This window comes from Piscinibacter gummiphilus (genome assembly GCF_002116905.1).
Classification (GTDB): Bacteria; Pseudomonadota; Gammaproteobacteria; order Burkholderiales; family Burkholderiaceae_C; genus Rhizobacter; species Rhizobacter gummiphilus.
The window spans coordinates 2,247,332-2,270,783 of sequence record NZ_CP015118.1; the positions used below are offsets into that span (position 1 = coordinate 2,247,332).

Here is a 23,452-nt window from a genome sequence, read left to right on the forward strand (position 1 = left end):
AGGAGCCTCCCGTGACCACCGCCCACGAGAAGTACGACCGCCTGATCGCCCGGGCCCGTTTGCTGCCGCCCACCCCCACCGCGGTGGCCCATCCCTGCGACCGCAGTTCGCTCGAGGGGGCCGTGCAGGCCGCCGAAAGCGGCCTCATCGTCCCGATCCTCGTCGGCCCGGCCGACCGCATCGCCGCGGTCGCGAAGGAACACGGCCTCGACATCTCCCGCTACGAGGTGGTGGACGCCGAACACAGCCACGCCGCCGCCGAGACCGCGGTGCGCCTGGTGAGGGAAGGACGCGCCGAGGCGCTGATGAAGGGCAGCCTGCACACCGACGAGCTGATGGGCGCCGTGGTGAAGCGCGAGACCGGGCTGCGCACCGCGCGGCGCGTGAGCCACTGCTTCGTGATGGACGTGCCGCGGCATCCCGACGCGCTGATCATCACCGACGCGGCGATCAACATCGCCCCGACGCTCGAGGAGAAGGCCGACATCCTGCAGAACGCGATCGACCTCGCCCACGCGCTGGGCATCGAGGACGTGCGCGTGGCGGTGCTGTCGGCGATGGAGACGATCAACGCGAAGGTGCCGTCGACGCTCGAGGCGGCGGCGCTGTGCAAGATGGTCGACCGCCACCAGATCACCGGGGCGATGGTCGACGGCCCGCTCGCGCTCGACAACGCGATCGACCCCGAGGCCGCCGCGATCAAGAAGATCGACTCGCCGGTGGCCGGCCGCGCGAACGTGCTGCTGGTGCCGGACCTCGAGGCCGGCAACATGCTCGCCAAGAGCCTGAGCTTCCTCGCCGGCGCCGACGCGGCGGGCATCGTGCTCGGCGCGAAGGTGCCCATCATCCTGACCAGCCGGGCGGACTCGGTGCCCACGCGACTCGCATCCTGCGCGGTGGCGGTCCTCGTCGCCCAGGCCCGCCGTTCCGCCCCCTCCGGCGTGGTGAGGTGATCGCATGTCGCGGCTGATCCTCGTCCTCAACGCGGGCTCGTCGAGCCTGAAGTTCAGCGCCTTCACGGTCGAACCCCAGCTGCGGCTGGCGGTGCGCGGCCAGATCGAGGGGCTCTACACGGCCGGCAAGTTCAAGGCCCTGAACGCCGACGGCGTGGAGCTCGCGAGCCGCCAGTGGGCGCCCACCACGGTGTTCGGCCACGAGGAGGCACTCGCCTTCCTCGCCGAGTACCTCCGGGGCTTTGGCGACGGGCACGAGCTGATCGCCGTGGGCCACCGCGTGGTGCACGGCGGCATGACCTGCCGCGAGCCGGTGCGCATCACGCCCGACGTGGTGTCGGCGCTGGAGAAGCTCTCGCCGCTGGCGCCGCTGCACCAGCCGCACAACCTCAAGCCCATCGAGATCCTGCTGGCCTCGCGGCCCGGCCTGCCGCAGGTGGCCTGCTTCGACACGGCCTTCCACCGCGGCCAGTCGGACGTGGTGCAGTCGTTCGCGCTGCCGCCGGAGATCACCGACCGCGGCGTGCGGCGCTACGGTTTCCACGGCCTGTCCTACGAACACATCGCGCGCGTGCTGCCCGAACACGACCCGAAGGCCGCCCGCGGCCGCACGGTGGTGGCCCACCTCGGGAACGGCAGCAGCCTGTGCGCCATCGACGCCGGGCGCAGCGTCGCCAGCACGATGGGCTTCACCGCGGTGGACGGCCTGCCGATGGGCACGCGCTGCGGCAGCCTCGACCCGGGTGTGATCCTGTACCTGATGGACGAGCTGAAGATGGACACGCGGGCCATCGAGACGCTGATCTACAAGCAGTCGGGCCTGCTGGGCGTGTCGGGCGTGTCGAGCGACATGCGCACGCTGCTCGACAGCGAGGACCCGCGGGCCCGCTTCGCGGTCGACCTGTTCGTGCACCGCATCGGCCGCGAGATGGGTTCGCTGGTGGCCGCGATGCAGGGGCTCGACGCGATCGTGTTCACGGCGGGCATCGGCGAACACGCCTCGTGGATCCGCGAGCAGGTGTGCCGCGAGGCCGCCTGGCTCGGCGTGGAACTCGACGCGGCGGCGAACCGCTCCGGCGGTCCCCGCATCAGCGCCGCCGACAGCCGCGTCGCGGTGTGGGTGCTGCCGACGGACGAGGAAGGCATGATCGCGCGGCACACGCTCGCGCTGCTTCGGGACACGGGAGGTGCGGCATGACGACGGAACACAACGGACCGGCCCTGGCCGGCACTCGAGTGCTGGTGTGCGGGGTGGCGAACGACCAGTCCATCGCGTTCGGGTGCGCGAAGGCGTTCCGCGAACTGGGCGCCCGCGTGGCGATCACCTACGCGGGCGAGAAGGCGCTGCCCCACGTGAAGCCCCATGCCGACGCGATCGGCGCCGAACTGCTGTTGCCGCTCGACGTCACGCAGCCCGGCCAGCTGGAGGCGGTGTTCGACGAGATCGACCGGCACTGGGGCGGGCTCGACTCCGCCATCCATTCGATCGCGTGGGCCCCGAAGGAGGACCTGCAGGGCGGCCTGCTGAACTGCTCGGCCGAGGGTTTCGCCAAGGCGATCGACGTGTCGTGCCATTCGTTCATCCGCCTCGCACGGCTGGCGGCGCCGAGGATGACGAACGGTGGCACGCTGTTCGCGATGAGCTACCACGGCGCGACGCAGGTGATCGAGAACTACAACGTGATGGGCCCGGTGAAGGCCGCGCTCGAATCCTCGGCGCGGTACCTCGCGCACGAGCTGGGGCCGAAGGGCATCCGGGTGCACGCGATCTCGCCGGGGCCGCTGAAGACGCGGGCGGCGTCCGGCCTGAAGGACTTCGACCTGCTGCTCGCCGACGCGGCGCGGCGCGCGCCGATGGGCGAACTGGTGGACATCATGGACGTGGGCTTCACGTGCGCCTTCCTGGCGACGAAGTACGCACGCCGGTTGTCCGGAGACACCGTGTACGTCGATGGTGGCGTGCACATCATGGGGTGAGGGCGCTGTTGCCCGAAGGAGCGCGAACATGAGTGGCATGTTGCTGGCCAATGTCGATCCGGCGGCGTCGGACGACGAGATCCGCGAGTTCCTCGTGAAGTACGGATTCCCCCCGTTCACGAAGATCGAGCACTTCGAGGGCGACGGCTCGCAGCCGTCGGTGCTGCTGTCGTTCGACGAACTCGACACGGTGGCGCTGACGAAGCTGCAGTCCCGCGTCGACCACGTCTACTGGAAACACCGAGAGCTGCGGGTGCGCATCCTCCAGGACCGGTTCCGCTGAAAGGGGGCGCCATGGTCTCCCGACTCCTCGGGCCGCTGCGCTGGCTGCTGCTGGGGCTCGTCGCGTTCGGCTGCGCCGCGATGGCGCAGACCGCTGCCCCCGCCAAACCCACGCCCGCGCCCACGTTCCAACCGGCCGAGATCGAGGCGCTGGTCGCCCCGATCGCGCTGTACCCCGACTCGCTGCTGTCGCAGGTGCTGATGGCGTCCACCTACCCGCTGGAAGTGGTGCATGCGGCGCGGTGGATGCAGGCCAACCGCAACCTCAAGGGCGAGGCGGCGGTGAAGGCCGTCCAGAGCCAGCCGTGGGACCCGAGCGTCAAGTCGCTCGTCGCGTTCCCGCAGGTGCTGGACCCGATGAACGACAAGCTCGAGTGGACCCAGAAGCTCGGCGACGCCTTCCTCGCCCAGCAGAAGGACGTGCTCGACGCGGTGCAGCGCATGCGCGCCAAGGCGCGCGCCAACGGCAAGCTCGAGAGCACCGAGCAGCAGAAGGTGATCGTCGAGTCCGAGACCGTCGTGCGCATCGAGCCCGCGGACCCGCAGGTGATCTACGTGCCCACCTACGACCCCAACATTGTCTACGGCACCTGGGCGTATCCGTCGTACCCGCCGTACTACTGGCCGCCGTACGGCTACTACTACCCGTACTACCCCGGCGGCGCGTTCGCGTCGGGCATCGCGTGGGGCATCGGCTTCGCGATGGCCGGGGCGATCTTCGGCGACTGCAACTGGGGCGGGGGCGAGGTCAACATCGACATCGACCGCGTCACCCACTTCGACCGGAACTTCGACCGCAGCAAGGTGAACAACGGCCGCTGGCAGCACGACGTCAGCCACCGCCAGGGCGTGGCCTACCGCGACAACGCGACCCGCGAACGCTTCGCGAAGAACACCGCGGGCGTGGCGGACCGCGAGGCATTCCGCGGACGCGACGACACCGGCGGCCTCGACCGCGGGCGGGTCCAGGGGACCGACCGCCCCGCCGCGGCGGACCGGGCGGGCGCGGCAGGGGACCGCAACGTGGCGGCTCCGCGCGACAACGCGTTCCAGGGGGTGGGCAACGGCGCGGCCTCGCAGCGCGACTTCGACCGCGGACGCTCCAGCGCGGCGCCGAGTCGGATGTCCGGCGGTGGCGGTGGCGGAGGCATGCGCATGGGCGGTGGACGCGGCGGCGGCCGGCGATAGGAGGCAGCGACATGGACAGTCAGACACTTCGATGCCGGGCCGCCTTGGTGTTCGTGGCCTGTGTGGCCTTTGCCGCGGCCGCGCACGCCAACCGCGCCTTCCAGACACCCGAGGAGGCGATGACCACCTTCGGCGAAGCGGTTACCGCCAACGACACCGCCGCGCTCGAGGCGATCCTCGGCAACGGCTACCGCCAGTTCGTGCCGCCACCCGGCGCCTGGGTGCGCGAGCGGTTCGTCGCGGCCTGGTCGGAGGGCCGCGCGGTCCGGCACGACAGCGAGCAGCACGCGACGCTCGTCGTCGGCCAGGACGGATGGACACTGCCGATCCCGTTGGTGAAGGCCAAGGCCGGCTGGTCTTTCGACACCGTGGCCGGCGCCGAGGAAATGCGCGTGCGCCGGATCGGCCGGCACGAGGTCTTCGCGATCGAGACGCTGCGCACCGTGCTCGACGCCCAGCGCGAGTACGCCGAGGTGGACCGCGACGGCGACGGCGTGCTCCAGTACGCCGACCGGCTCGTCAGTTCGCCGAAACGGCACGACGGGCTGTTCTGGCCCACCGTGGAGGGCGAACCGCCCAGCCCGCTCGGACGCGCCTTCGTCGGTGCCGAGGCGCGCAACGCCAGTCCCGGCGGACTGCTCGGATACCGCTACCGGCTGCTCTCCGGGCAGGGCAAGCACGCGCGCGGCGGGGCGTTCGACTACCGCGTGAAGGGCAAGCTCTTCGGCGGCTTCGCCGTGGTCGCGTACCCCGTGAAGTACGGCGACACCGGCGTGATGACCTTCATCATGAACCACGAAGGCGAGGTGTTCCAGCGCGACCTGGGACCGAACGGCGCGAAGCAGGCCGCCGCCCTCGGCCGCTTCGATCCCGGTCCGGGCTGGACAGAGGTGACTCCATGAACACGATGCGCCACTCCCGACGCCTGGCGTCGGCGATCCTGGTCCTGGGCCTCGCGGGCTGCGTCGTCGCACCGTATCCCTACCCGGCGCCGTACCCCGGCCCCACCAACTACGACCGCGCGTTCGCGGCCGCCGCGGGGGCGGTGCGCGACCAGGGCTTCAATGTCACGGTCGAAGACGTTTCGCGCGGCGTGGTGCTCGGCCAGGCCGGCAACGCGTCGGTGCAGGCCCAGGTGACGCGCCAGCCCGACGGCACCGTGCGCGTGCAGTTCGACGCGAAGGCCCCGCAGGACCCGGGCCTGGCCGAGCGCATCTCGCGCAGCTACGACCGGCGCATGGGGCGCTGAACCTCGTTTTCACTGGAGACACATCATGACGGACAAGTCCGAAAAAGGCGGCAAGGGGAAGGACCACGGCGACGAGGACACCGGTGCCGAACGGTCCCTGGGCGAGAAGGACTACCTGAAGGCGCTCGCGCAGCTGCACGTCGAACTCGTGAAGCTGCAGACCTGGGTGCAGCACACGGGCGCGCGCGTCTGCATCGTGTTCGAAGGGCGCGACGGCGCGGGCAAGGGGGGCACCATCAAGGCGCTGACCGAACGCGTGAGCCCGCGCGTGTTCCGCGTGGTCGCGCTCGCGGCGCCCACCGAACGCGAGAAATCGCAGATGTACATGCAGCGGTACATCCCGCACCTGCCGGCGGCCGGCGAGGTCGTCATCTTCGACCGCAGCTGGTACAACCGCGCCGGCGTCGAGCGGGTGATGGGCTTTTGCACCGACGACCAGGTGCGCGACTTCCTGCGCATGGCGCCGCTGGTCGAGCGGGTCATCGTCTCGTCGGGCGTGATCCTGCTCAAGTACTGGCTCGAGGTGAGCCCCGAGGAACAGACGCGGCGGCTGCAGTCGCGCATCAGCGACGGACGCAAACACTGGAAGCTCACCGAGATGGACTTGAAGTCGTACAGCCGCTGGTTCGACTACTCGCGGGCCCGCGACGACCTGTTCCGCTTCACGGACACCGAACACGCGCCGTGGCTCGTCGTCGACTCGAACAACAAGCGCCGCGCGCGGCTCAACATCCTCAGCGACCTCCTCGGCCGGATCCCGTACACCGAGATCCCGCACAAGAAGATCGTGCTGCCCAAGCGCCAGAAGGCGGGCGACTACGTCGAACCCGAGCATCCGTACAAGCGCGTGGCGGAGCGGTACTGAACCATGGCCGCCGCCGTGGAAGACTTCGCCCCGCGCGAGATCGTGTCGTCGCGCGGCGCCCGCATCACGGTGCGCGCCGTGCGCCCGGAAGACGAGGATGGCTTCCACGCGGCCTTCCTGCGCCTGTCGTCGGAGTCGCGCTACACCCGCTTCATGTCGGTGGTGCGTGACCTGTCGGAGGCCACGCTGCACCACGCCACACACCCGGACGCCACGCGGGAGTTCGCGCTGGTCGCGGTGGCGGGTGACCAGATCGTCGCGGGCGGGCGCTTCGTCGCCGTTCCGGAGACGTCCGACTGCGAGTTCGCGGTCACGGTCGTCGACGACTGGCAGGGCCACGGCCTCGGCCGGGCGCTGCTGACCGCGCTGAGGGACGCCGCCGCAGTGCGGGGCTACGGGCGGATGGAAGGCTATGTGCTGTCGACGAACCTCGCGATGCGCAAGCTCGGCGCGCGCCTCGGGTTCAGCGACGGACCGATGCCGGGTGATGCCACGACCCGCCTGCTGGTGGTGGTGCTGAGGGGGGACGACGGGCGTGCCGCCGGCGGTTGAAAAGCTCCTCCCCGGCTGGTGGCGCGCCTACCGCAGCGGCTGGCTGCGCGCCGACGTGCTTGCCGGGCTGATCGTCGCGGCCATCGTGATCCCGAAGGCCCTGGCCTACGCCACCATCGCCGGCCTGCCGGTGCAGGCGGGCCTCTATACCGCGATGGTGCCGATGGCGATCTACGCCTTCTTCGGCACGTCGCGCACGCTGAGTGTCAGCACCACCACGACCATCGCGATCCTGACCGGCACCGCGCTCACCCAGGTGGTGCCGACGGGCCAGCCCGAACTGCTGCCCACGGCCGCGGCGACGCTGACGCTGCTGGTCGGCGGCATGCTCCTGCTGGCGGGCGTGCTGCGGCTCGGCTTTCTCGCGAACTTCATCTCCGAGCCGGTGCTGGTCGGCTTCAAGGCGGGCATCGGCATCGTGATCGTGGTCGACCAGCTGCCCAAGCTGCTCGGGCTGCACCTGCCGAAGGAGGGGTTCCTCGCGCACGCGCTGTCGATCGTGCAGCACCTGCCGGAGACGTCGCTACCCACCCTGGGCGTGGCCGTGGCCACCATCCTGCTGCTCGTGGCCATCGAACGCTGGTGGCCCGCCATCCCGGCGCCGCTCGTCGCGGTGGCCGCGGGCGTCGGCCTCATGGCCGCGCTGGGCCTGAAGGACCAGGGCGTGTCGGTGGTGGGCACGGTGCCCACGGGCCTGCCGGAGTTCCATGTGCCGTCACTGCAGCTCGCGCGGGACTTGTTCGCCGACGCGCTGGGCATCGCGCTGATGAGCTTCACCGAAACCATCGCGGCGGGTCGGGCGTTCCAGCGCCGGGACGAACCCGTGCCGCTCGCCAACCGCGAGCTGGTCGCGACGGGCCTCGCGACCCTCGGCGGCGCCTGCGCCGGTGCGATGCCGGCGGGAGGTGGCACGTCGCAGACGGCCGTCAACACGGTCTCGGGTGCGCGCAGCCCGGTCGCCGGCCTCGTCACGGCGGGCATGGCGGTCGCCTGCGCGCTGTGGCTCGCACCGATCATCGGGGCGATGCCCAACGCGACGCTGGCGGCCATCGTGATCGTGTACTCCGTGGGCCTCGTCGAGCCGGTCGAGTTCGCGCGCATCCTGCGCGTGCGGCGCACGGAGTTCGTCTGGGCGCTGGTGGCCGCGGCCGGCGTCGTGCTGCTGGGCACGCTGCAGGGCATCCTCGTCGCCATCATCGTGTCGCTCGCGGCCCTGGCCTACCAGGTGACGGACCCGCCGCTGCTGGTTCTCGGCCGCAAGCGGGGCACCAACGTGTTCCGCCAGCAGAGCGCCGAGAACCCCGACGACGAGACCTTCCCGGGCGCGGTGCTGGTGCGGCCCGAGGGGCGCATCTTCTTCGCCAACGCCGAGCGCCTGGCCGAGAAGATGCGGCCGCTGATCGAGGATCCGTCGGTGAAGACCGTCATCGTCGACCTGCGCGCCGTGCCCGACATCGAATACACGGCGCTGAAGATGCTGACCGACGCCGAGGAGCGGCTGGGCCACCTGGGCATCGCGCTGTGGCTCGTGGGCATGAACCCGGGGGTGTACGACGTGGTGTCGCGATCGGCGCTCGGACAGCGTCTCGGCCGTGCGGGCATGCACTTCAACCTCGAGCAGGCGCTGCAGGCGTACCAGTCGGCCCGCGGCTGAAAGGAGGGTGCCCATGTTGCGGTGCGGCCCCTCCCGGCAGGAGGGGCGCACACCGGAATCGCACGCCTAGAGTCCTCTCGACCTGACCGGCACCAAGACCGGCCCAGGCCTTGCAGACCAAGGAGGCGAGGCATGTCCGGAAGACCGCTCGGCACGCTCCGGCGCTTGAGCGTCGTGGGCCTGGCCATCGCTGCCCTGGCCGGGCCGGCCGCGGCGCAAGGCGACGACGACCTGAAGGCCCGCCTCGACGCGGCGCTCAAGACCATCGAGGACCTGCAGTCGCGCGTGAAGGCGTTGGAAGCGCAGCGGGCCGGGACTGCACCGGCCCCGGTGGCTGCGCCCGCCGCACCGGCCGTCGCGGCCGCCGAGCCCCCCCCCGCGCCCGTCGTCGCGCCGGGCGCTGCACCGGACCCGGGATCGCCCGTCACCGAGGCCGCCCGCGTGGAGGTGTACGGCCAGGCCATGGTCGACGCGATCTACGACTTCAAGCGCATGGCCCCCGACTGGCAGGCGACCATGCGCCCGTCCCAGATCCCCGTGGCGTGCCCGGGCTCGCCCGGCTGCGGCAAGGATGGGTCCTTCATCTTCAGCGCCCGGCAGTCGTCGCTCGGCATGCGCTCGTTCGTGCCCACGCCGTACGGCACCCTCAAGACCGACCTGAGCTTCGACCTCTTCGACGCCGACGGTGGCATGGGCGTGCACTGGATGCGCGCCTGGGGCGAGATCGGCCAGGTGGGCTTCGGCCAGACCGAGTCCAACTTCATGGACCTCGACGCGTTCCCGAACATCATCGACTACTGGGGGCCGTCGGGCATGGTCTTCCTGCGCACGCCGCAGCTGAAGTTCACGTCGCGCGCCGACCGCAAGCTCGCGTGGGCGCTGTCGTTCGAGGCTCCGAGCTCGGCGATCGACACCGGCAAGGTCACCGCGATCGACCCGTCCTTCGGCGCGGGCATCCAGGCGCACAACCGGCTGCCGGACCTGGTGGGTTCGGTGCGCAGCGACCAGGACTGGGGCCACGTGCGCGCGGCCCTGATCCTGCGCCAGGTGGGCTACCAGAACACCCAGAGCGCGAGCGGCGAGCCCTCGGGCGAACGCACCGGCTACGGGCTGAACGTCAGCGGCGCCGTCAACGTCCTCGGAAAGGACAGGGTCAGCTGGCAGCTCGCCGGCGGCCAGGCCATCGCGAGCTACATGAACGACGGTGGCACCGACCTCGCGCCGGGCGACGACCTGCGCGCGAAGGCGGTGAAGTCCTTCGGCTGGTTCGTCTACTACAACCACGTGTGGTCCGACCTGTGGAGCAGCTCGGTCGGGGCCAGCGAACACCGCCAGGACACCACGGGCGGGCAACTGGGCAGCGCGTTCAAGAGCGGGCGCTACGCGTCCGCGAACCTGCTCTTCACGTTGTCGAAGAACCTGATGCTGGGCTCCGAGTTCGTCTGGGGCCGGCATGAAACCCGGGACGGGTCTTCCGCCTCCGACCACCGGCTGCAGTTCTCCACCAAGGCCTCGTTCTGACCGGACGCGAACGGCCGTTTCGAAGGGACACGACCATGCAATTCCAGGCCAACTTCCCCATCCTCATCGCGCACCGCGATGTCGCCGCCCAGTCGGTGGCCGGCGTCCGCCTGCGCCAGATCCAGCACGAGCTCGAGCGCAACGGGTGGAAGGTGATGCTCGTCGACACGCGCGAGGACGCGGGCATCGTCGCGGGCGCGCACCGCGGCCTCGGCGCCATCGTGTTCAGTGCCGAAGGGGCCGCCGGCAAGCCGGACGTGCTGAAGGAGGTGGTCCGGCAGCTGACCTCGGTGCACGAACGCGCCCCGGGCCTGCCGATCATCGCGCTCGGCGAATCCGCCACGATCCGCGGCGACCAGCCGCAGGCGGCCGAGGCGCTGCGCAACGTCGCGGCCATCCTGTACCTGTACGAAGACACCGCCGAGTTCCTCGCCCGCCAGATCATGCGGGTGGCGACGAGCTACCTCGAAGGCCTGCTGCCGCCCTTCTTCAAGGCGCTGGCGCACCACACCGAACGTTCCGCGTACTCGTGGCACACGCCGGGCCACGCCGGTGGCGTCGGCTTCCTGAAGTCGCCGGTGGGCCACGCGATGCACGCGTTCTTCGGCGAGAACACGCTGCGCTCGGACCTGTCGATCTCGGTGCCCGAACTGGGCTCGCTGCTGGATCACACCGGCCCGGTCAAGGAAGCCGAGGCCTTCGCGGCCCGCGTGTTCGGCTCGGACCACACGTACTTCGTCACCAACGGCACGTCCACGGCGAACAAGGTGGTGTGGCACTCCATGGCCGGGCGCGACGACCTCGTGATCGTCGACCGCAACTGCCACAAGTCGCTGCTGCACTCGCTGATCATGACCGGCGCGACGCCGATCTACTTCGCGCCCACGCGCAACGACTACGGCATCATCGGCCCGATCCCGCTGTCGCAGTTCTCGCCCGAGGCCATCGCCGAGAAGGTGGCGGCCAGCCCGCTCGCCCGCGGCAAGAAGGGCCCGGCCCGCATCGCCGTCGTCACGAACTCGACGTACGACGGTCTCTGCTACAACGCCGAGAAGATCAAGGCCGTGGTGGCCGACCAGGTGGACGCGCTCCACTTCGACGAGGCGTGGTACGCCTACGCGGCCTTCCACGAGTTCTACGCCGGCCGCCACGCGATGGGCGTGCCGCGCGGCCATGCGCGGGCCGACCACACGCTGGTGTTCGCGACCCACTCGACGCACAAGCTGCTCGCGGCGTTCTCGCAGGCGTCGATGATCCACATCCAGGAGTCGAACACCCGCAAGATCGACACGACGCGCTTCAACGACGCGTTCATGATGCACGGCTCGACCTCGCCGCACTACGGCATCATCGCGTCGCTCGACGTCAGCTCCGCGATGATGGAAGGTCCCGCCGGCCGCTCGATCGTGCAGGAGACCCACGACGAGGCGATGCACTTCCGCCAGGCGCTGGCTGCGGTGGGGAAGGGCTACGCCGCGCCCGACTGGTGGTTCAAGGTGTGGCAGCCCGACGGGCTCGACCTCACGGCGTCGCCGCGCACGCCCGACTGGGTGCTCGCCCCCGACGCCGAATGGCACGGCTTCGGCCACCTCGCCGACGACTACATCCTGCTCGACCCGATCAAGGTCACGGTGCTCACCCCGGGCCTCGGCCGCGGTGCCCACCTGGAGGAGCGCGGCATCCCGGCCGCCGTGGTCAGCAAGTACCTGTGGGAGCGCGGCCTCGTCGTCGAGAAGACCGGCCTCTACAGCTTCCTGATCCTCTTCACCCTCGGCATCACGCGCGGCAAGTGGAGCTCGATGGTGGACGCGCTGGTCGACTTCAAGGCCGACTACGACCGCAACGCGCCGCTGCGCAAGACGCTGCCGAGCGTGGCGGCGTCCGCGGGCGATGCCTACGCCGGCTGGGGGCTGCGCGACCTGTGCGAGGCGGTGCACGCCTCGAACCGCGAGAACGACACGGCCCGGGCGATGAACGCGATGTACACCGAACTGCCCGAACCCGCGATGAAGCCGTCGGACGCGTACGACCGCCTGGTGCACGGTGCGGTCGAACCCGTGCCCATCGAGCAGCTGAAGGGCCGCATCGCCGCCGTGATGATCGTGCCGTACCCGCCGGGCATCCCGCTGATCATGCCGGGCGAACGCTTCTCGACGGACTCCATCGTCGAGTACCTCAAGTCCGCCCGCGCCACCGACGACCGCTTCCCGGGCTTCGAGAGCGACATCCACGGCCTGCGCTTCGACACGGGCCCGGACGGCCACAAGCGCTGGCTGGTCGACTGCGTCAAGGAATGACCCACCGCCAACGGAGGACCGCACCATGACCCCGTATCCCGTGAAGGGCGCCCGCCTGCCCATCCCGTTCCAGCGCCTGCTGAAGGTGGTGGCCGTCGTCGACCGCGCCAACGCGCAGATCGCCGAGCTGCTCGCGATGATCACCGCCGAGGGCTACGAGGTCGAGGTGACCGACACCTTCGACCGCGACATCACCGAGGACGCCGCCGTCGGCGCGTACATCGCGCTGATCGACGGTGACCGCCTCGAACACGCCCGCCGCATCGGCAAGGCCGTGCGCGACGCGGGCTTCCGCACCCCGCTGTGGGCGCTGGCCGACTCGCACCGCATCTCCGACCTCGCGGTGTACGACCTGACCGGCGAGGTCGACGGGTACATCTACCTCGGGCAGCAGACACCGTCGTACTACGCGAAGCAGGTGATCACGAGCCTCGTGGCCTACGGCACCTCGCTGCTGCCGCCGTTCTTCGGCGGGCTGATGTCGTACGACAGCGGCGGCAACATCGCGTTCGACTGCCCGGGCCACCAGGGCGGGCAGTTCTACCGCAAGTCACCGGCCGGGCAGCTGTTCTTCAAGCACTTCGGCGAGGCGATCTTCCGCAACGACCTGTGCAACGCGGACGTGGACCTCGGCGACCTGCTGATCCACGAAGGTGCCGCGGCCTCCGCGCAGAAGCACGCGGCCGAGGTGTTCGGCGCGGACAAGACCTACTTCGTGCTCAACGGCACCAGCACCTCGAACAAGGTGGTGGCGAACTCCGTGCTCAAGCGCGGCGACCTCGTGCTGTTCGACCGCAACAACCACAAGTCGCTGCACCACGGGGCGCTCGTGCAGGCCGGCGCGATCCCGATCTTCCTGCCCACCGCGCGCAACGCGTTCGGCATGATCGGGGCGGTGGACTGGGAGGCCTGGGACGAGGCGTATCTGCGCGAGCAGATCCGCCGCCACCCGCTCGTGAAGGACCCGGAGCGCGCCGGCGCGGCGCGGCCGTTCCGCCTCGCGTGCATCCAGCTCGCCACGTACGACGGCACGGTCTACAACGTGCGCAAGGTGCTCGAGCGCATCGGCCACCTGTGCGACTACGTGCTGTGGGACGAGGCCTGGATCGGCTACAACGCGTTCCACCCGCTGTTCAACGACCACAGCCCCATGCGGCTCGAGTCGCTGCCGCCGGAGGCGCCCGGGCTGTTCTCGACGCAGTCGGTGCACAAGCAGGGCGCCGGGCTGTCGCAGGCCTCGCAGATCCACAAGCGCGACGACCACCTGCGCGGCCAGCCGCGCTACGTCGAGCACAAGCGCTTCAACGAGGCCTTCCTGATGACGGCCTCGACCTCGCCGTTCTACCCGCTGTTCGCGTCGCTCGACGTCAACGCGAAGATGCACGAGGGCAGGGCGGGCGAGATGATGTGGGACCGCTGCATCGGGCTGGGCATCGAGGCGCGCAAGAAGTTCCGCCAGTTCGTCCACCACTACACCGCCACGGGCAAGACGCCGGCCGAGCAGTGGTTCTTCGACCCGTTCGTGCCCGACCTGGTGTCGCTGAAGGATTCGAAACACGCGGCCGACGCGACCGAGGTGGCGTGGGAGAGCCTGCCCACCGAGGTGATCCGGCGCGAGCAGCAGTGCTGGACCTTCCGCCCCGGCGCGAAGTGGCACGGCTACGCCGGCTACAGCGACGGGTACGCGATGGTCGACCCGAACAAGCTCGCGCTGCTGACCCCCGGCATCGACCGCCGCACGGGCGAGTACCTCGACTTCGGCGTGCCGGCCACGGTGGTGGCGAACTTCCTGCGCGAGGAGCGGGTGGTGCCCGAGAAGTGCGACCTCAACAGCATCCTCTTCCTGATGACACCGGCCGAGGACGAGGGCAAGCTCAACACGCTGATCGCCAAGCTGGTGAAGTTCAAGAACCTGTGGGACCGCGACGCGCCGCTGCAGGAAGTGCTGCCGACGCTGTACGAGTCCCATGCCGAGCGCTACCGCGGCTACACGCTGCGGGCCGTCTGCAACGAGATGCACGCGTTCTACCGGGAGCGCGACGTCAAGGGGCTGCAGCGCCGATGCTTCCGCGCCGAGAGTTTTCCGGAGCTCGCGATGACGTCGAAGGAGGCCTACGAGGCGCTGGTGGCCAACGAGGTGGACTACATCCCGCTCGACCAGATGACGGGCCGCATCTCCGCGACGCTCGCGCTGATCTACCCGCCGGGCATCGGCGTCGTGGTCCCGGGCGAACGCTGGGACGAGCGAGCGCGGCCGATGCTCGACTACTTCCTCGCCTTCGAGGAATCGTTCAACCGCTTCCCCGGATTCAACTACGAAGTGCAGGGCGTCTACCAGGAGGTTCAGGACGGGCGCATCCGGTTCCACACCTACGCGGTCCGTGAGCCGCGGTAGACCAAGGAGAATGCCATGAGCGACCAGAAGAAGATGAGCGTCACGCAGCTGACGTTCATCGTCACCGTGAACATGATGGGGTCCGGCATCATCATGCTGCCGGCCAACATGGCCCAGGTGGGGGCCATCTCCCTGCTGTCCTGGCTCGTCACCGCGATCGGCTCCCTCGCGATCGCGTACGGCTTCGCGCAGGCGGGGGTCTTCAACCAGCGCACCGGGGGCCTCGCGGCCTACGCCGAGGACGCCTACGGGCGCGACGGCTACTTCCTCGTGTTCTTCCTCTACTTCATCTCGCTGGCCATCGCCAACGTGGCGGTCGCGAGTTCGGCGCTCGGGTACCTGGCGGCGTTCTTCCCCGCGCTGACGGCCTCGCCCGTTGCCACCTGCGTGGGCGTGATCGCGCTGCTGTGGATCACCACCTTCGCGAACTTCGGCGGCCCGAGCGTGACCGGGCGCATCGGGTCGGTGACGGTGTGGGGCGTCATCCTGCCGGTGGGCTTCATCTCGATCTTCGGCTGGTTCTGGTTCAGCGGTTCGACCTTCGGCGAGGCATGGAATCCGAAGGGCCTGAAGCTGATCGAGGGCATGGGGTCCAGCATCTCGCTGACGCTGTGGGCCTTCCTCGGCATGGAGTCGGCCTCGCAGAACGCCTCGGCGGTCGAGAACCCGAAGCGCGACGTGCCGCTCGCGTGCATGTTCGGCACGCTCGGCGCCGCGGCGGTCTACATCCTGTCGACCACGGCCATCCAGGGCATCGTGCCGAACGCCGAGCTCGCCGCGTCCACCGGACCGTTCGGCCTCGCGTACGCGAAGATGTTCAACCCGACGATCGGCTCGATCGTGATGGTGCTCGCGGTGATGGCCTGCCTGGGCTCGCTGCTCGGCTGGCAGTTCACGCTGAGCCAGACCGCCAAGGATGCCGCCGACACGGGCATGTTCCCGTCGCTGTTCGCCAAGGCCAACCGTTTCGGCGCGCCGGTCACCGGGATGATCATCATGGGCGTCGTGCAGTCGGTGATGGCGCTGTCGACGATCTCGCCGAACCTGAGCGAGCAGTTCGCCGCGCTGGTCAACCTCGCGGTGGTCACGAACGTGCTGCCGTACATCGTCGCGCTGTCGGCCCTCTTCGTCATCATGCGCGGGGCCGGCGTGGAGCGGTCGGTGTACCTGCGCAACGGCATCGTCGCGGTGGTCGCGATGCTGTATTCGATCTACGCGCTGTGGGCCTCCGGCAAGGATGCCGTGATGGGCGGCATGATCGTGCTCGCGCTCGGGTTCGTGGTCTACGGCTTCCTCGCGGCGCGCCAGTCGGCCGCGAAGGCGCCGGCGCCGCGAACGGCGTCGGGCGGTGTCCAAGCCACTGCGGGAGCCTGACCATGGAACACGCACTTCTTCTTCCCAAGGCGGTCTTCGCCGCGATCTTCGGTGTGCTCGTGATGGCCGGTCCCGCGGCTGCGGCCGGCACGCTCGACAAGGTTCGCGAGGCGGGGCGCCTCACGATCGGCTACGACGACGATGCGCGCCCGGTCTCCTACAACGAGGCGCCGGGCAAGCCGGCCGGCTATGCGATCGCCGTGTGCAACCGCGTCGCCGAGGCCGTGCGCACCGAACTCAAGGTGCCGGGGCTCACGGTGCAGTTCGTCGCCCTGCCGCGTGGCGAGGCGTTCGCGGCGCTCGAACAGGGGCGGGTGGACCTGCTCTGCGGGGCGGTGCCCACGCTCGAGCGGCGCGCGAAGGTCGACTTCTCGGTGCCCATCCTGCTGAGCGGCACCTCGGTCGCCGTCAGCTCCAACGCGCCGGTGCGGCTGGTGCAGGCGCTGAACAACCGGGTGGTCAACGAACCCAACTGGCGCGGGTCGCTGAACCAGGCGCCGCAGCGGGTGAACCTCGGCGTGGCGGGCAGCACCACGCTCGAGAAGGCGCTGCGCGACGGCCTGCAGGAGCGGCGCATCGTCGCGAACGTCGTGACGGTGAAGGACGCCGCCGAAGGCGTGCAGAAGCTCGCCGACGGCCAACTGCACGCCTACTTCGACGACCGCTCGCTGCTGACCAACGCGGTGGGGCGCCGCGACCGGCCGGGCGACTTCGCCGTGCTGGACCGCCTGTTCCGCCGCGACCTCGTCGCGCTCGGGGTGCGGCGCCAGGACGACGACTTCCGCCTGCTGGTCGACCGGACCCTCAGCCGCCTCTACCGCAGCAAGGAGTTCCCGGCGCTGTACGCGAGGGACATGGGCACGCCGCCCGCGGGCGCGCTCGACTTTTTCCAGCTCGTCGCCTTGCCCGAATGACGGGGCGCGGGGCCGTCCCCGCCGACCGCCACAGGGCACGCGCCGACGGCGGCGCGGCGCCCACTACCAGGAGCCTGCGATGGAAAAGCTGGGTGTCTACAGTGAGGTGGGGAAGCTGAACACGGTGCTCGTGTGCCGGCCGGGGCATGCGCACCAGCGCCTGACGCCGGGCAACGCCGCCGACCTGCTGTTCGACGACGTGATCTGGGTGCAGGAAGCCCAGAAGGACCACTTCGACTTCGTGCTGAAGATGAAGGAGCGTGGCGTCGAGGTGCTCGAGCTGCACGACCTGCTGGCCACCGTGCTGGAGAACCCCGAGGCGCGCGCCTGGGTGCTCGACCGCCGCATCACCGTCAACGACGTGGGCCTCCACCTGGTGGACGTGGTGCGGCCGTGGCTCGACGCGATGCCGGCCGCGCAGCTGACGGACCACCTGATCGGCGGCATCGCGATGCTCGACCTGCCGAAGAGCGAGGTGTCGACGATGCTGCTCGACGCGGTCGGGCCGACGGAGTTCGTGATTCCTCCGCTGCCGAACACGCTGTTCCAGCGCGACCCGTCGTCGTGGATCTACGGGGGCGTCACGTGCAACTCGATGTACTGGCAGGCGCGCAAGCCCGAGACGCTGCTGCAGCGGGCCGTGTACCACTTCCACCCGCGCTTCACGAAACACACGTTCCCGATCTGGTGGGGCGACTCCGACGAACACTTCGGCGCCTCGTCGCTCGAAGGGGGCGACATCATGCCCATCGGCAATGGCGTCGTGCTCATCGGCATGGGCGAGCGAACCACCCGCCAGGCCGTGATCCAGGTCGCCGAATCGCTGTTCGCGAAGGGGGCCGCCGAACGCGTGGTGGGTTGCCTGATGCCCAAGAGCCGGGCCGCGATGCACCTCGACACCGTGTTCAGCTTCTGCGACCGCGACCTCGTGACGGCCTTCCGCGACGTGGCCGACCAGGTGCGCTGCTACAGCATGCGCCCGGCCGGCAACGGCACGCTCGACGTGCGGCCCGACAAGGGCCACCTGTTCGACGTGGTGCGCGACGCGCTCGCCCTGAACGACCTGCGGGTCGTCGAAACCGGCGGCAACCACTGGCAGGCGGCACGCGAACAGTGGGACGACGGCAACAACGTCGTCGCGCTCGCGCCGGGTGTCGTCGTCGCGTACGACCGCAACACCCACACCAACACGCTGCTGCGCAAGGCGGGCGTGGAGGTGGTGACCGTGCGCGGCTCCGAACTCGGCCGCGGCCGGGGCGGTGGCCACTGCATGACGTGCCCGATCTCGCGCGATCCGGCCTGAACCCCATCCGTCTTCCACAGGAGAACCCCATGAGCCTGAACCTGCGCAACCGCTCGCTGCTGACCGTCCAGGACTACACCCAGCGCGAGTTCCGCTACCTGCTCGACCTCGCCCGCGACCTCAAGCGCGCGAAGTACGCCCGCACCGAGCAGCGCCACCTCGTCGACAAGGAGATCTGCCTGATCTTCGAGAAGACCTCGACCCGCACCCGCTGTGCGTTCGAGGTCGCGTGCCACGACCAGGGCGCGAACGTGACCTACCTCGATCCGTCGGGCTCGCAGATCGGCCACAAGGAGTCCTTCAAGGACACCGCGCGCGTGCTGGGCCGCATGTACGACGCGATCGAGTACCGCGGGTCCAGCCAGACCGGCGTCGAGACCCTCGCCAGATACGCCGGCGTGCCCGTCTTCAACGGCCTCACCGACGAGTACCACCCGACCCAGATGCTCGCCGACGTGCTGACGATGCGCGAGCACAGCGACAAGCCGCTGCAGCAGATCAAGTACGCGTTCCTCGGCGACACCCGCAACAACATGGGCCACTCGCTGATGATCGTCGGCTGCATGATGGGCATGGACGTGCGGCTGTGCGGGCCGAAGAAGCTGTGGCCGGCCGAGGAGTACGTGACGATCGCCCGCGGGCTGGAGCAGAAGTACGGCGCGAAGCTCACGATCACCGACGACGTCGATGCCGCCGTGAAGGACTGCGACTTCATCCACACCGACGTGTGGGTGTCGATGGGCGAGCCGAAGGAGGTCTGGAAGGAGCGCATCGAGCTGCTGATGCCGTACCAGGTCAACGCCGCGATGATGAAGAAGACCGGCAACTCGCAGACCCGCTTCATGCACTGCCTCCCGGCCTTCCACGACACCGAGACCACGCTCGGCAAGCAGATCGCCGAGACCTACGGCATCACGAACGGCCTCGAGGTGACCGACGAGGTGTTCGAGTCGGAGTGGAACATCGCCTTCGAGCAGGCGGAGAACCGCCTCCACACGATCAAGGCCATCCTCGTGGCCACGCTCGGCGACTGAGGAGGGGGCCATGCTGATCGTGACCGCACTCGGGGGCAACGCGCTGCTGCGGCGCGGTGAACCCATGACCTCGGAGAACCAGCGCCGCAACGTCCGCATCGCCGCGGAGGCACTCGCGCCGGTGGCCAGCGGCCACCAGCTCGTCGTGACCCACGGCAACGGCCCGCAGGTGGGGCTGCTCGCGCTGCAGGGCGCGGCCTACACCCAGGTCGAGACGTACCCGCTCGACGTGCTGGGCGCCGAGACGGAGGGGATGATCGGCTACATGATCGAGCAGGAACTCGGCAACCTGCTGCCGTTCTCCCGGCCCTTCGCGACGCTGCTGACGATGGTGGAGGTGGACGGCGGCGACCCGGCCTTCCGCGACCCCACCAAGTTCATCGGCCCCGTGTACGGGAAGGACGATGCCGACCGCCTGGCCGCCGAGAAGGGCTGGGTGTTCAAGCAGGACGGGGAGAAGTGGCGCCGCGTGGTCCCGTCGCCCGAGCCGAAGCGCATCTTCGAGATCGCGCCCATCCGCTGGCTGCTCGAGCACGACACCGTCGTGATCGCCGCCGGCGGCGGCGGCATCCCGACGATGTACGACCCCGCGGCCGAACGGCGGCTGATGGGCGTCGAATGCGTGATCGACAAGGACTTCGCGTCCGGGCTGCTCGCGCAGCAGCTGGACGCCGACGTGTTCGTGATGCTGACCGACGCCGACGCGGTGTACGTCGACTGGGGCAAGCCCACCCAGCGCGCGATCCGGCGCATTTCCCCCACGGCGCTGTCGGCGATGCCGTTCGCCGCGGGGTCGATGGGGCCGAAGGTCGAGGCCGCGTGCCGGTTCGCGGCGGCGACGGGCAAGGTGGCGGCCATCGGGGCGCTGGCGGACCTGCCGCGCATCCTGACGGGCGAGGCGGGAACCACGGTGTCTGTACAGGAGAACGGAACGGTGTACGCTGGCGCTTGATGGCACGACGTTTTTCACTCCCCTGGACGCGCGCGGCCGGCGTGGTGGTGTGGCTCGCCTGTGCGTCGGGGGTGCTGGGGGACACGCCGCTGCTCGCGCCCGTCGCGGGCGCGGTCGCCGACGCGCCGCCACCGGCCCCGTGGGCGGTGGTGCTGCTGCCGAACCAGACGAAGCCGCAGTCGCGCTTCGTGTCGGCCGTCGTCGATGGCCACGCGGTGTTGCGCATCTCCGCCGACAACTCCTACGCAACCCTCGTGCACCCGCTGCCGCACGGGTCCCCCCAGGGCCACACGCTCGCGTGGCGGTGGCGCGTGGACCAGCCGCTGCCGAAGGCGAACCTGCGGGAGAAGTCCGGCGACGACACGGCGGTGAAGGTGTGCGCGCTGTTCGACGAACCGCTCGACAAGGTGCCCGTGGGCGAGCGGCTCTGGCTGAAGGCCGCGTCCACGCTCGCGGGGGCGGACACCCCGGCGGCGACGATCTGCTACGTGTGGGACGCCCACCTGCCGGCCGGCACCGTGCTGCCGAGCCCGTTCACGCGCCGGGTGCGCTACCTCGTGCTGCACTCCGAGGACGTGCCGCTCGCGACCTGGGTCAGCGAACGGCGCAACCTCGACGCCGATTTCCTGCAGCTCTTCGGCGACGAGGCCAAGGTCGTGCCGCCGCTCGTCGCGGTGATGCTGGGAGCGGACGCCGACAACACCCACGGCCACAGCGTCGCCTACGTGAGCGACCTGGTCCTGGAGCGATGAGGCGGCGCGGCGGCACGGTCCGGCTCGCCGGGGGCGTGCTGCTCGTCCTCGCGGCGGCCGCGCAGGCCCAGTACGTGGAGCGTGCCATCGAGTCCGGCGATGGGGGCATGAAGGACTCCACGCGGCGTTCGAAGGATCGGGGCTGGCTGCCGGTGCCCATCCTGATCACCGAACCGGCCGTGGGGTACGGCGCGGGGGCGGCGGTGCTGCTGTTCCGCGACAACCCGCCGGCACGCGAGGGCGGTGACACCCCGCGCGACCCCGACGTCTACGGCATCGCCGCCTTCGCCACCGAAAACGGCACGTGGGGCGCCGGGGGCGGGGGCATGGTGAGCTTCGCCGACGACCGCTACCGCTGGCGAGGCGTGGCCGCACGCACGAGCCTCGACCTGACCTTCTACGGCGAGGACGGGCAGGGTCCGGCACTCGGCTACAACCTCGACGGCTGGATGTCGGTGCAGCAGGCCATGATGCGCATCGGCGAACACGACTCCTGGCTCGTCGCGCGCTGGAACTACCTGTCGCTCGCGAGCCGGTTCGACCACGCGTCCGACGTGCCGCGGGCCGGCGACATCGACCGCGCCGACACCGCGTCGGGCCTCGGCATCTCCTACGAATACGACTCGCGCGACAACCTCTTCACGCCCAGCCGCGGCTGGACGGGAGCGATCGACCTGACCTTCTACGACCCGGCCTTCGGCAGCGACACGCGGTTCCAGTCGTACCGCGGCCGCGCGTTCGCGTGGTGGCCGGTCGCGAAGGACGTCGTGGTGGGTGGGCGGGTCGACCTGCGTGCCGTCGAGGGCCGCACGCCGTTCTACATGCTGCCGTACGTCAGCCTGCGCGGCGTGCCCGCGATGCGGCTGCAGGGCACGCGCGCGGGCGTGCTCGAAAGCGAGGTTCGATGGAGCCTCACGCCGCTGTGGGGCGTGGTCGGTTTCGTGGGCGGCGGCCGGGCCTGGGGGCCGCGCACGGACTTCTCCGGGGGCGCCGACACGGTCGCGTACGGTGGGGGCGTGCGCTACCAGGCCGTGACCCGCCTCGGACTGTGGGTGGGCCTCGACTGGGCGAAGAGCACGCAGGACCGGGCCTTCTACATCCAGGTGGGCAACGCCTGGCACTGAGGGGCGGCGGAAGGACCGGGGTCACGGCCCCGCGGAGAAGGCCGCCGCGGCGTCCATCACGTCGTGCGAGGACGACAACCCCATCTGCGCGTCGATCGACGCCACGCCGTGGTCGGCGCCGGCCACGCGCTGGAGCACGAGCCGGCCGCCGCACGAGCTCCACGTGTCCACGTTGCCGCCGCGCGTGAAGGCGCCCTCGGCCAGCGTTCCGCCGCACATCACCGCGGTGCGGGCCTGCTGCTGTCGGAACTCACCGATCATCACGTCGTTGTCCCACGCACGGAAGGACAGGCCGACGAACAGCGGATTGACCGTCCACGTGGCCGCGGCCCAGGCCCCCGCGGTCTGCATCACGTCGTCCCGGTCGCCGACGATGCCGAGGTAGGGCCGTGCGGCGTCGCCCGGCCCGCAGGGCGTGGACGCCCCGTTGTAGAACGACGAAGCCGGTCCGGCGATGGACACGTAGGCATCGAAGGTCATGGGCGATTCGCACCACATGCGGTTGGTCATCACCCCGCCCATCGAGTGGCCCATCAGTGTGAGGTGGGTGAGGCCGAAGTCGGTGCGCAGCCGCGTGGCCAGCGCCTGCAGGAAGGCCTGGTCGTCCACGCCCGAGTTCATCGCGTGGTTCGTCCACGTGGTGGCGCCGGGTTCCGAGGGGAGGCTTTGCCCTTGCGGCACCACGAGCATCACCTGGTGGGCATGGAGCCAGGCCCAGTCGATGGTGGCCATGGACGTCGTGGTCGCGCTGGCGTTGAGGCCCACCTGGTAGGCGATGGCGTTCCGGTTGCCGCCGCCGCCGTGCAGCAGGACGATGGCGCGGCGGGCGCCCGCGGTGCGGTAGACGTCCACCGCGTGCGGGTGTCCGGCCACCTGGAGGGAGAGCAGATCGTCGGTGGCGGCCGGGGCAGGATCGTCGCCGCCTCCGCCGCAGGCGGACAGCAGCAGGGCAAGAGTCCATGCGGCGATGCGCGCGGGTGGTCGGATCAGGTTTTTCGTTCGCATGCCGCCATTGAACGGCTCGCCGGCGCCGCGGGCGAGGACGTTGCACAACGAATTGCGACAG

21 protein-coding genes are annotated in these 23,452 nt (G+C 70.1%); 20 read left to right on the forward strand and 1 reads right to left on the reverse strand.

All coding sequences use genetic code 11. The features are described 5' to 3' along the window. The first annotated feature begins 11 nt into the window (after positions 1 to 11). From A4W93_RS10235 to A4W93_RS10330, 20 genes are all read left to right on the forward strand, one after another. The gene (locus tag A4W93_RS10235) at positions 12 to 953 is read left to right on the forward strand and encodes a phosphate acetyltransferase (protein WP_085750510.1); all 942 of its coding nucleotides are present in this window, start codon (positions 12 to 14) and stop codon (positions 951 to 953) included. Between the two features lie 4 nt (positions 954 to 957). Continuing rightward, positions 958 to 2,151, forward strand: a complete 1,194-nt coding sequence (locus tag A4W93_RS10240) for an acetate/propionate family kinase (protein WP_085750511.1) — start codon at positions 958 to 960, stop codon at positions 2,149 to 2,151. Continuing rightward, complete coding sequence (gene fabI, locus A4W93_RS10245; RefSeq protein WP_085750512.1) at positions 2,148 to 2,930, forward strand: enoyl-ACP reductase FabI; 783 nt, start codon at positions 2,148 to 2,150, stop codon at positions 2,928 to 2,930. The genes A4W93_RS10240 and fabI overlap by 4 nt, the downstream gene beginning before the upstream one ends. A 28-nt stretch (positions 2,931 to 2,958) precedes the next feature. Continuing rightward, entirely contained in the window at positions 2,959 to 3,213 is a 255-nt protein-coding gene (locus A4W93_RS10250; protein WP_085750513.1) for a hypothetical protein, read from the forward strand. A gap of 11 nt (positions 3,214 to 3,224) precedes the next feature. Then, the gene (locus tag A4W93_RS10255; protein WP_085750514.1) at positions 3,225 to 4,400 is read left to right on the forward strand and encodes a DUF3300 domain-containing protein; all 1,176 of its coding nucleotides are present in this window, start codon (positions 3,225 to 3,227) and stop codon (positions 4,398 to 4,400) included. Positions 4,401 to 4,411: 11 nt separating this feature from the next. Further along, positions 4,412 to 5,302 (forward strand): DUF2950 domain-containing protein, encoded by an 891-nt coding sequence (locus A4W93_RS10260; protein ID WP_085750515.1) that lies wholly within the window; start codon positions 4,412 to 4,414, stop codon positions 5,300 to 5,302. After that, a complete protein-coding gene (locus A4W93_RS10265; protein WP_237357746.1) occupies positions 5,299 to 5,649 on the forward strand; it encodes a hypothetical protein in 351 nt (116 codons plus the stop codon). The genes A4W93_RS10260 and A4W93_RS10265 overlap by 4 nt, the downstream gene beginning before the upstream one ends. Before the next feature lie 25 nt (positions 5,650 to 5,674). Further along, on the forward strand, positions 5,675 to 6,514 hold the full coding sequence (gene ppk2 / locus A4W93_RS10270; protein ID WP_085750516.1) for a polyphosphate kinase 2: 840 nt from the start codon (positions 5,675 to 5,677) through the stop codon (positions 6,512 to 6,514). Between the two features lie 3 nt (positions 6,515 to 6,517). Then, complete coding sequence (locus tag A4W93_RS10275) at positions 6,518 to 7,066, forward strand: GNAT family N-acetyltransferase (RefSeq protein WP_085750517.1); 549 nt, start codon at positions 6,518 to 6,520, stop codon at positions 7,064 to 7,066. Beyond that, positions 7,050 to 8,720, forward strand: a complete 1,671-nt coding sequence (locus tag A4W93_RS10280) for a SulP family inorganic anion transporter (RefSeq protein WP_085750518.1) — start codon at positions 7,050 to 7,052, stop codon at positions 8,718 to 8,720. Before A4W93_RS10275 ends, A4W93_RS10280 begins: the two co-directional genes overlap by 17 nt. Positions 8,721 to 8,852: 132 nt before the next feature. Next, entirely contained in the window at positions 8,853 to 10,241 is a 1,389-nt protein-coding gene (locus tag A4W93_RS10285) for a DcaP family trimeric outer membrane transporter (protein ID WP_085750519.1), read from the forward strand. A gap of 35 nt (positions 10,242 to 10,276) precedes the next feature. Next, positions 10,277 to 12,538 carry an Orn/Lys/Arg family decarboxylase gene (locus tag A4W93_RS10290; protein ID WP_085750520.1) on the forward strand — a complete coding sequence of 754 codons (2,262 nt, stop codon included), beginning with the start codon at positions 10,277 to 10,279 and terminating at the stop codon, positions 12,536 to 12,538. 25 nt (positions 12,539 to 12,563) lie between these two features. Continuing rightward, complete coding sequence (gene speC, locus A4W93_RS10295; protein ID WP_085750521.1) at positions 12,564 to 14,933, forward strand: ornithine decarboxylase; 2,370 nt, start codon at positions 12,564 to 12,566, stop codon at positions 14,931 to 14,933. Positions 14,934 to 14,948: 15 nt separating this feature from the next. Further along, positions 14,949 to 16,307 (forward strand): putrescine-ornithine antiporter, encoded by a 1,359-nt coding sequence (gene potE, locus A4W93_RS10300; RefSeq protein ID WP_237357747.1) that lies wholly within the window; start codon positions 14,949 to 14,951, stop codon positions 16,305 to 16,307. A 2-nt stretch (positions 16,308 to 16,309) separates the two neighbouring features. Continuing rightward, positions 16,310 to 17,221 (forward strand): amino acid ABC transporter substrate-binding protein, encoded by a 912-nt coding sequence (locus A4W93_RS10305; RefSeq protein WP_085750522.1) that lies wholly within the window; start codon positions 16,310 to 16,312, stop codon positions 17,219 to 17,221. Positions 17,222 to 17,300: 79 nt separating this feature from the next. Next, positions 17,301 to 18,524: an arginine deiminase gene (locus A4W93_RS10310; protein WP_085750523.1), complete on the forward strand. Its 1,224-nt coding sequence runs from the start codon at positions 17,301 to 17,303 to the stop codon at positions 18,522 to 18,524. Between the two features lie 29 nt (positions 18,525 to 18,553). Beyond that, positions 18,554 to 19,558, forward strand: a complete 1,005-nt coding sequence (locus A4W93_RS10315) for an ornithine carbamoyltransferase (protein WP_085750524.1) — start codon at positions 18,554 to 18,556, stop codon at positions 19,556 to 19,558. Between the two features lie 10 nt (positions 19,559 to 19,568). Further along, positions 19,569 to 20,510 carry a carbamate kinase gene (gene arcC / locus A4W93_RS10320; protein WP_085750525.1) on the forward strand — a complete coding sequence of 314 codons (942 nt, stop codon included), beginning with the start codon at positions 19,569 to 19,571 and terminating at the stop codon, positions 20,508 to 20,510. After that, a complete protein-coding gene (locus tag A4W93_RS10325; protein ID WP_085750526.1) occupies positions 20,510 to 21,262 on the forward strand; it encodes a DUF3047 domain-containing protein in 753 nt (250 codons plus the stop codon). The genes arcC and A4W93_RS10325 overlap by 1 nt, the downstream gene beginning before the upstream one ends. Continuing rightward, positions 21,259 to 22,386: a BamA/TamA family outer membrane protein gene (locus tag A4W93_RS10330; protein WP_085750527.1), complete on the forward strand. Its 1,128-nt coding sequence runs from the start codon at positions 21,259 to 21,261 to the stop codon at positions 22,384 to 22,386. The genes A4W93_RS10325 and A4W93_RS10330 overlap by 4 nt, the downstream gene beginning before the upstream one ends. Before the next feature lie 21 nt (positions 22,387 to 22,407). Here A4W93_RS10330 and A4W93_RS10335 read toward each other — a convergent pair whose 3' ends face one another. Beyond that, entirely contained in the window at positions 22,408 to 23,391 is a 984-nt protein-coding gene (locus tag A4W93_RS10335; protein WP_157131629.1) for an alpha/beta hydrolase family protein, read from the reverse strand. Between the last annotated feature and the right edge of the window lie 61 nt (positions 23,392 to 23,452).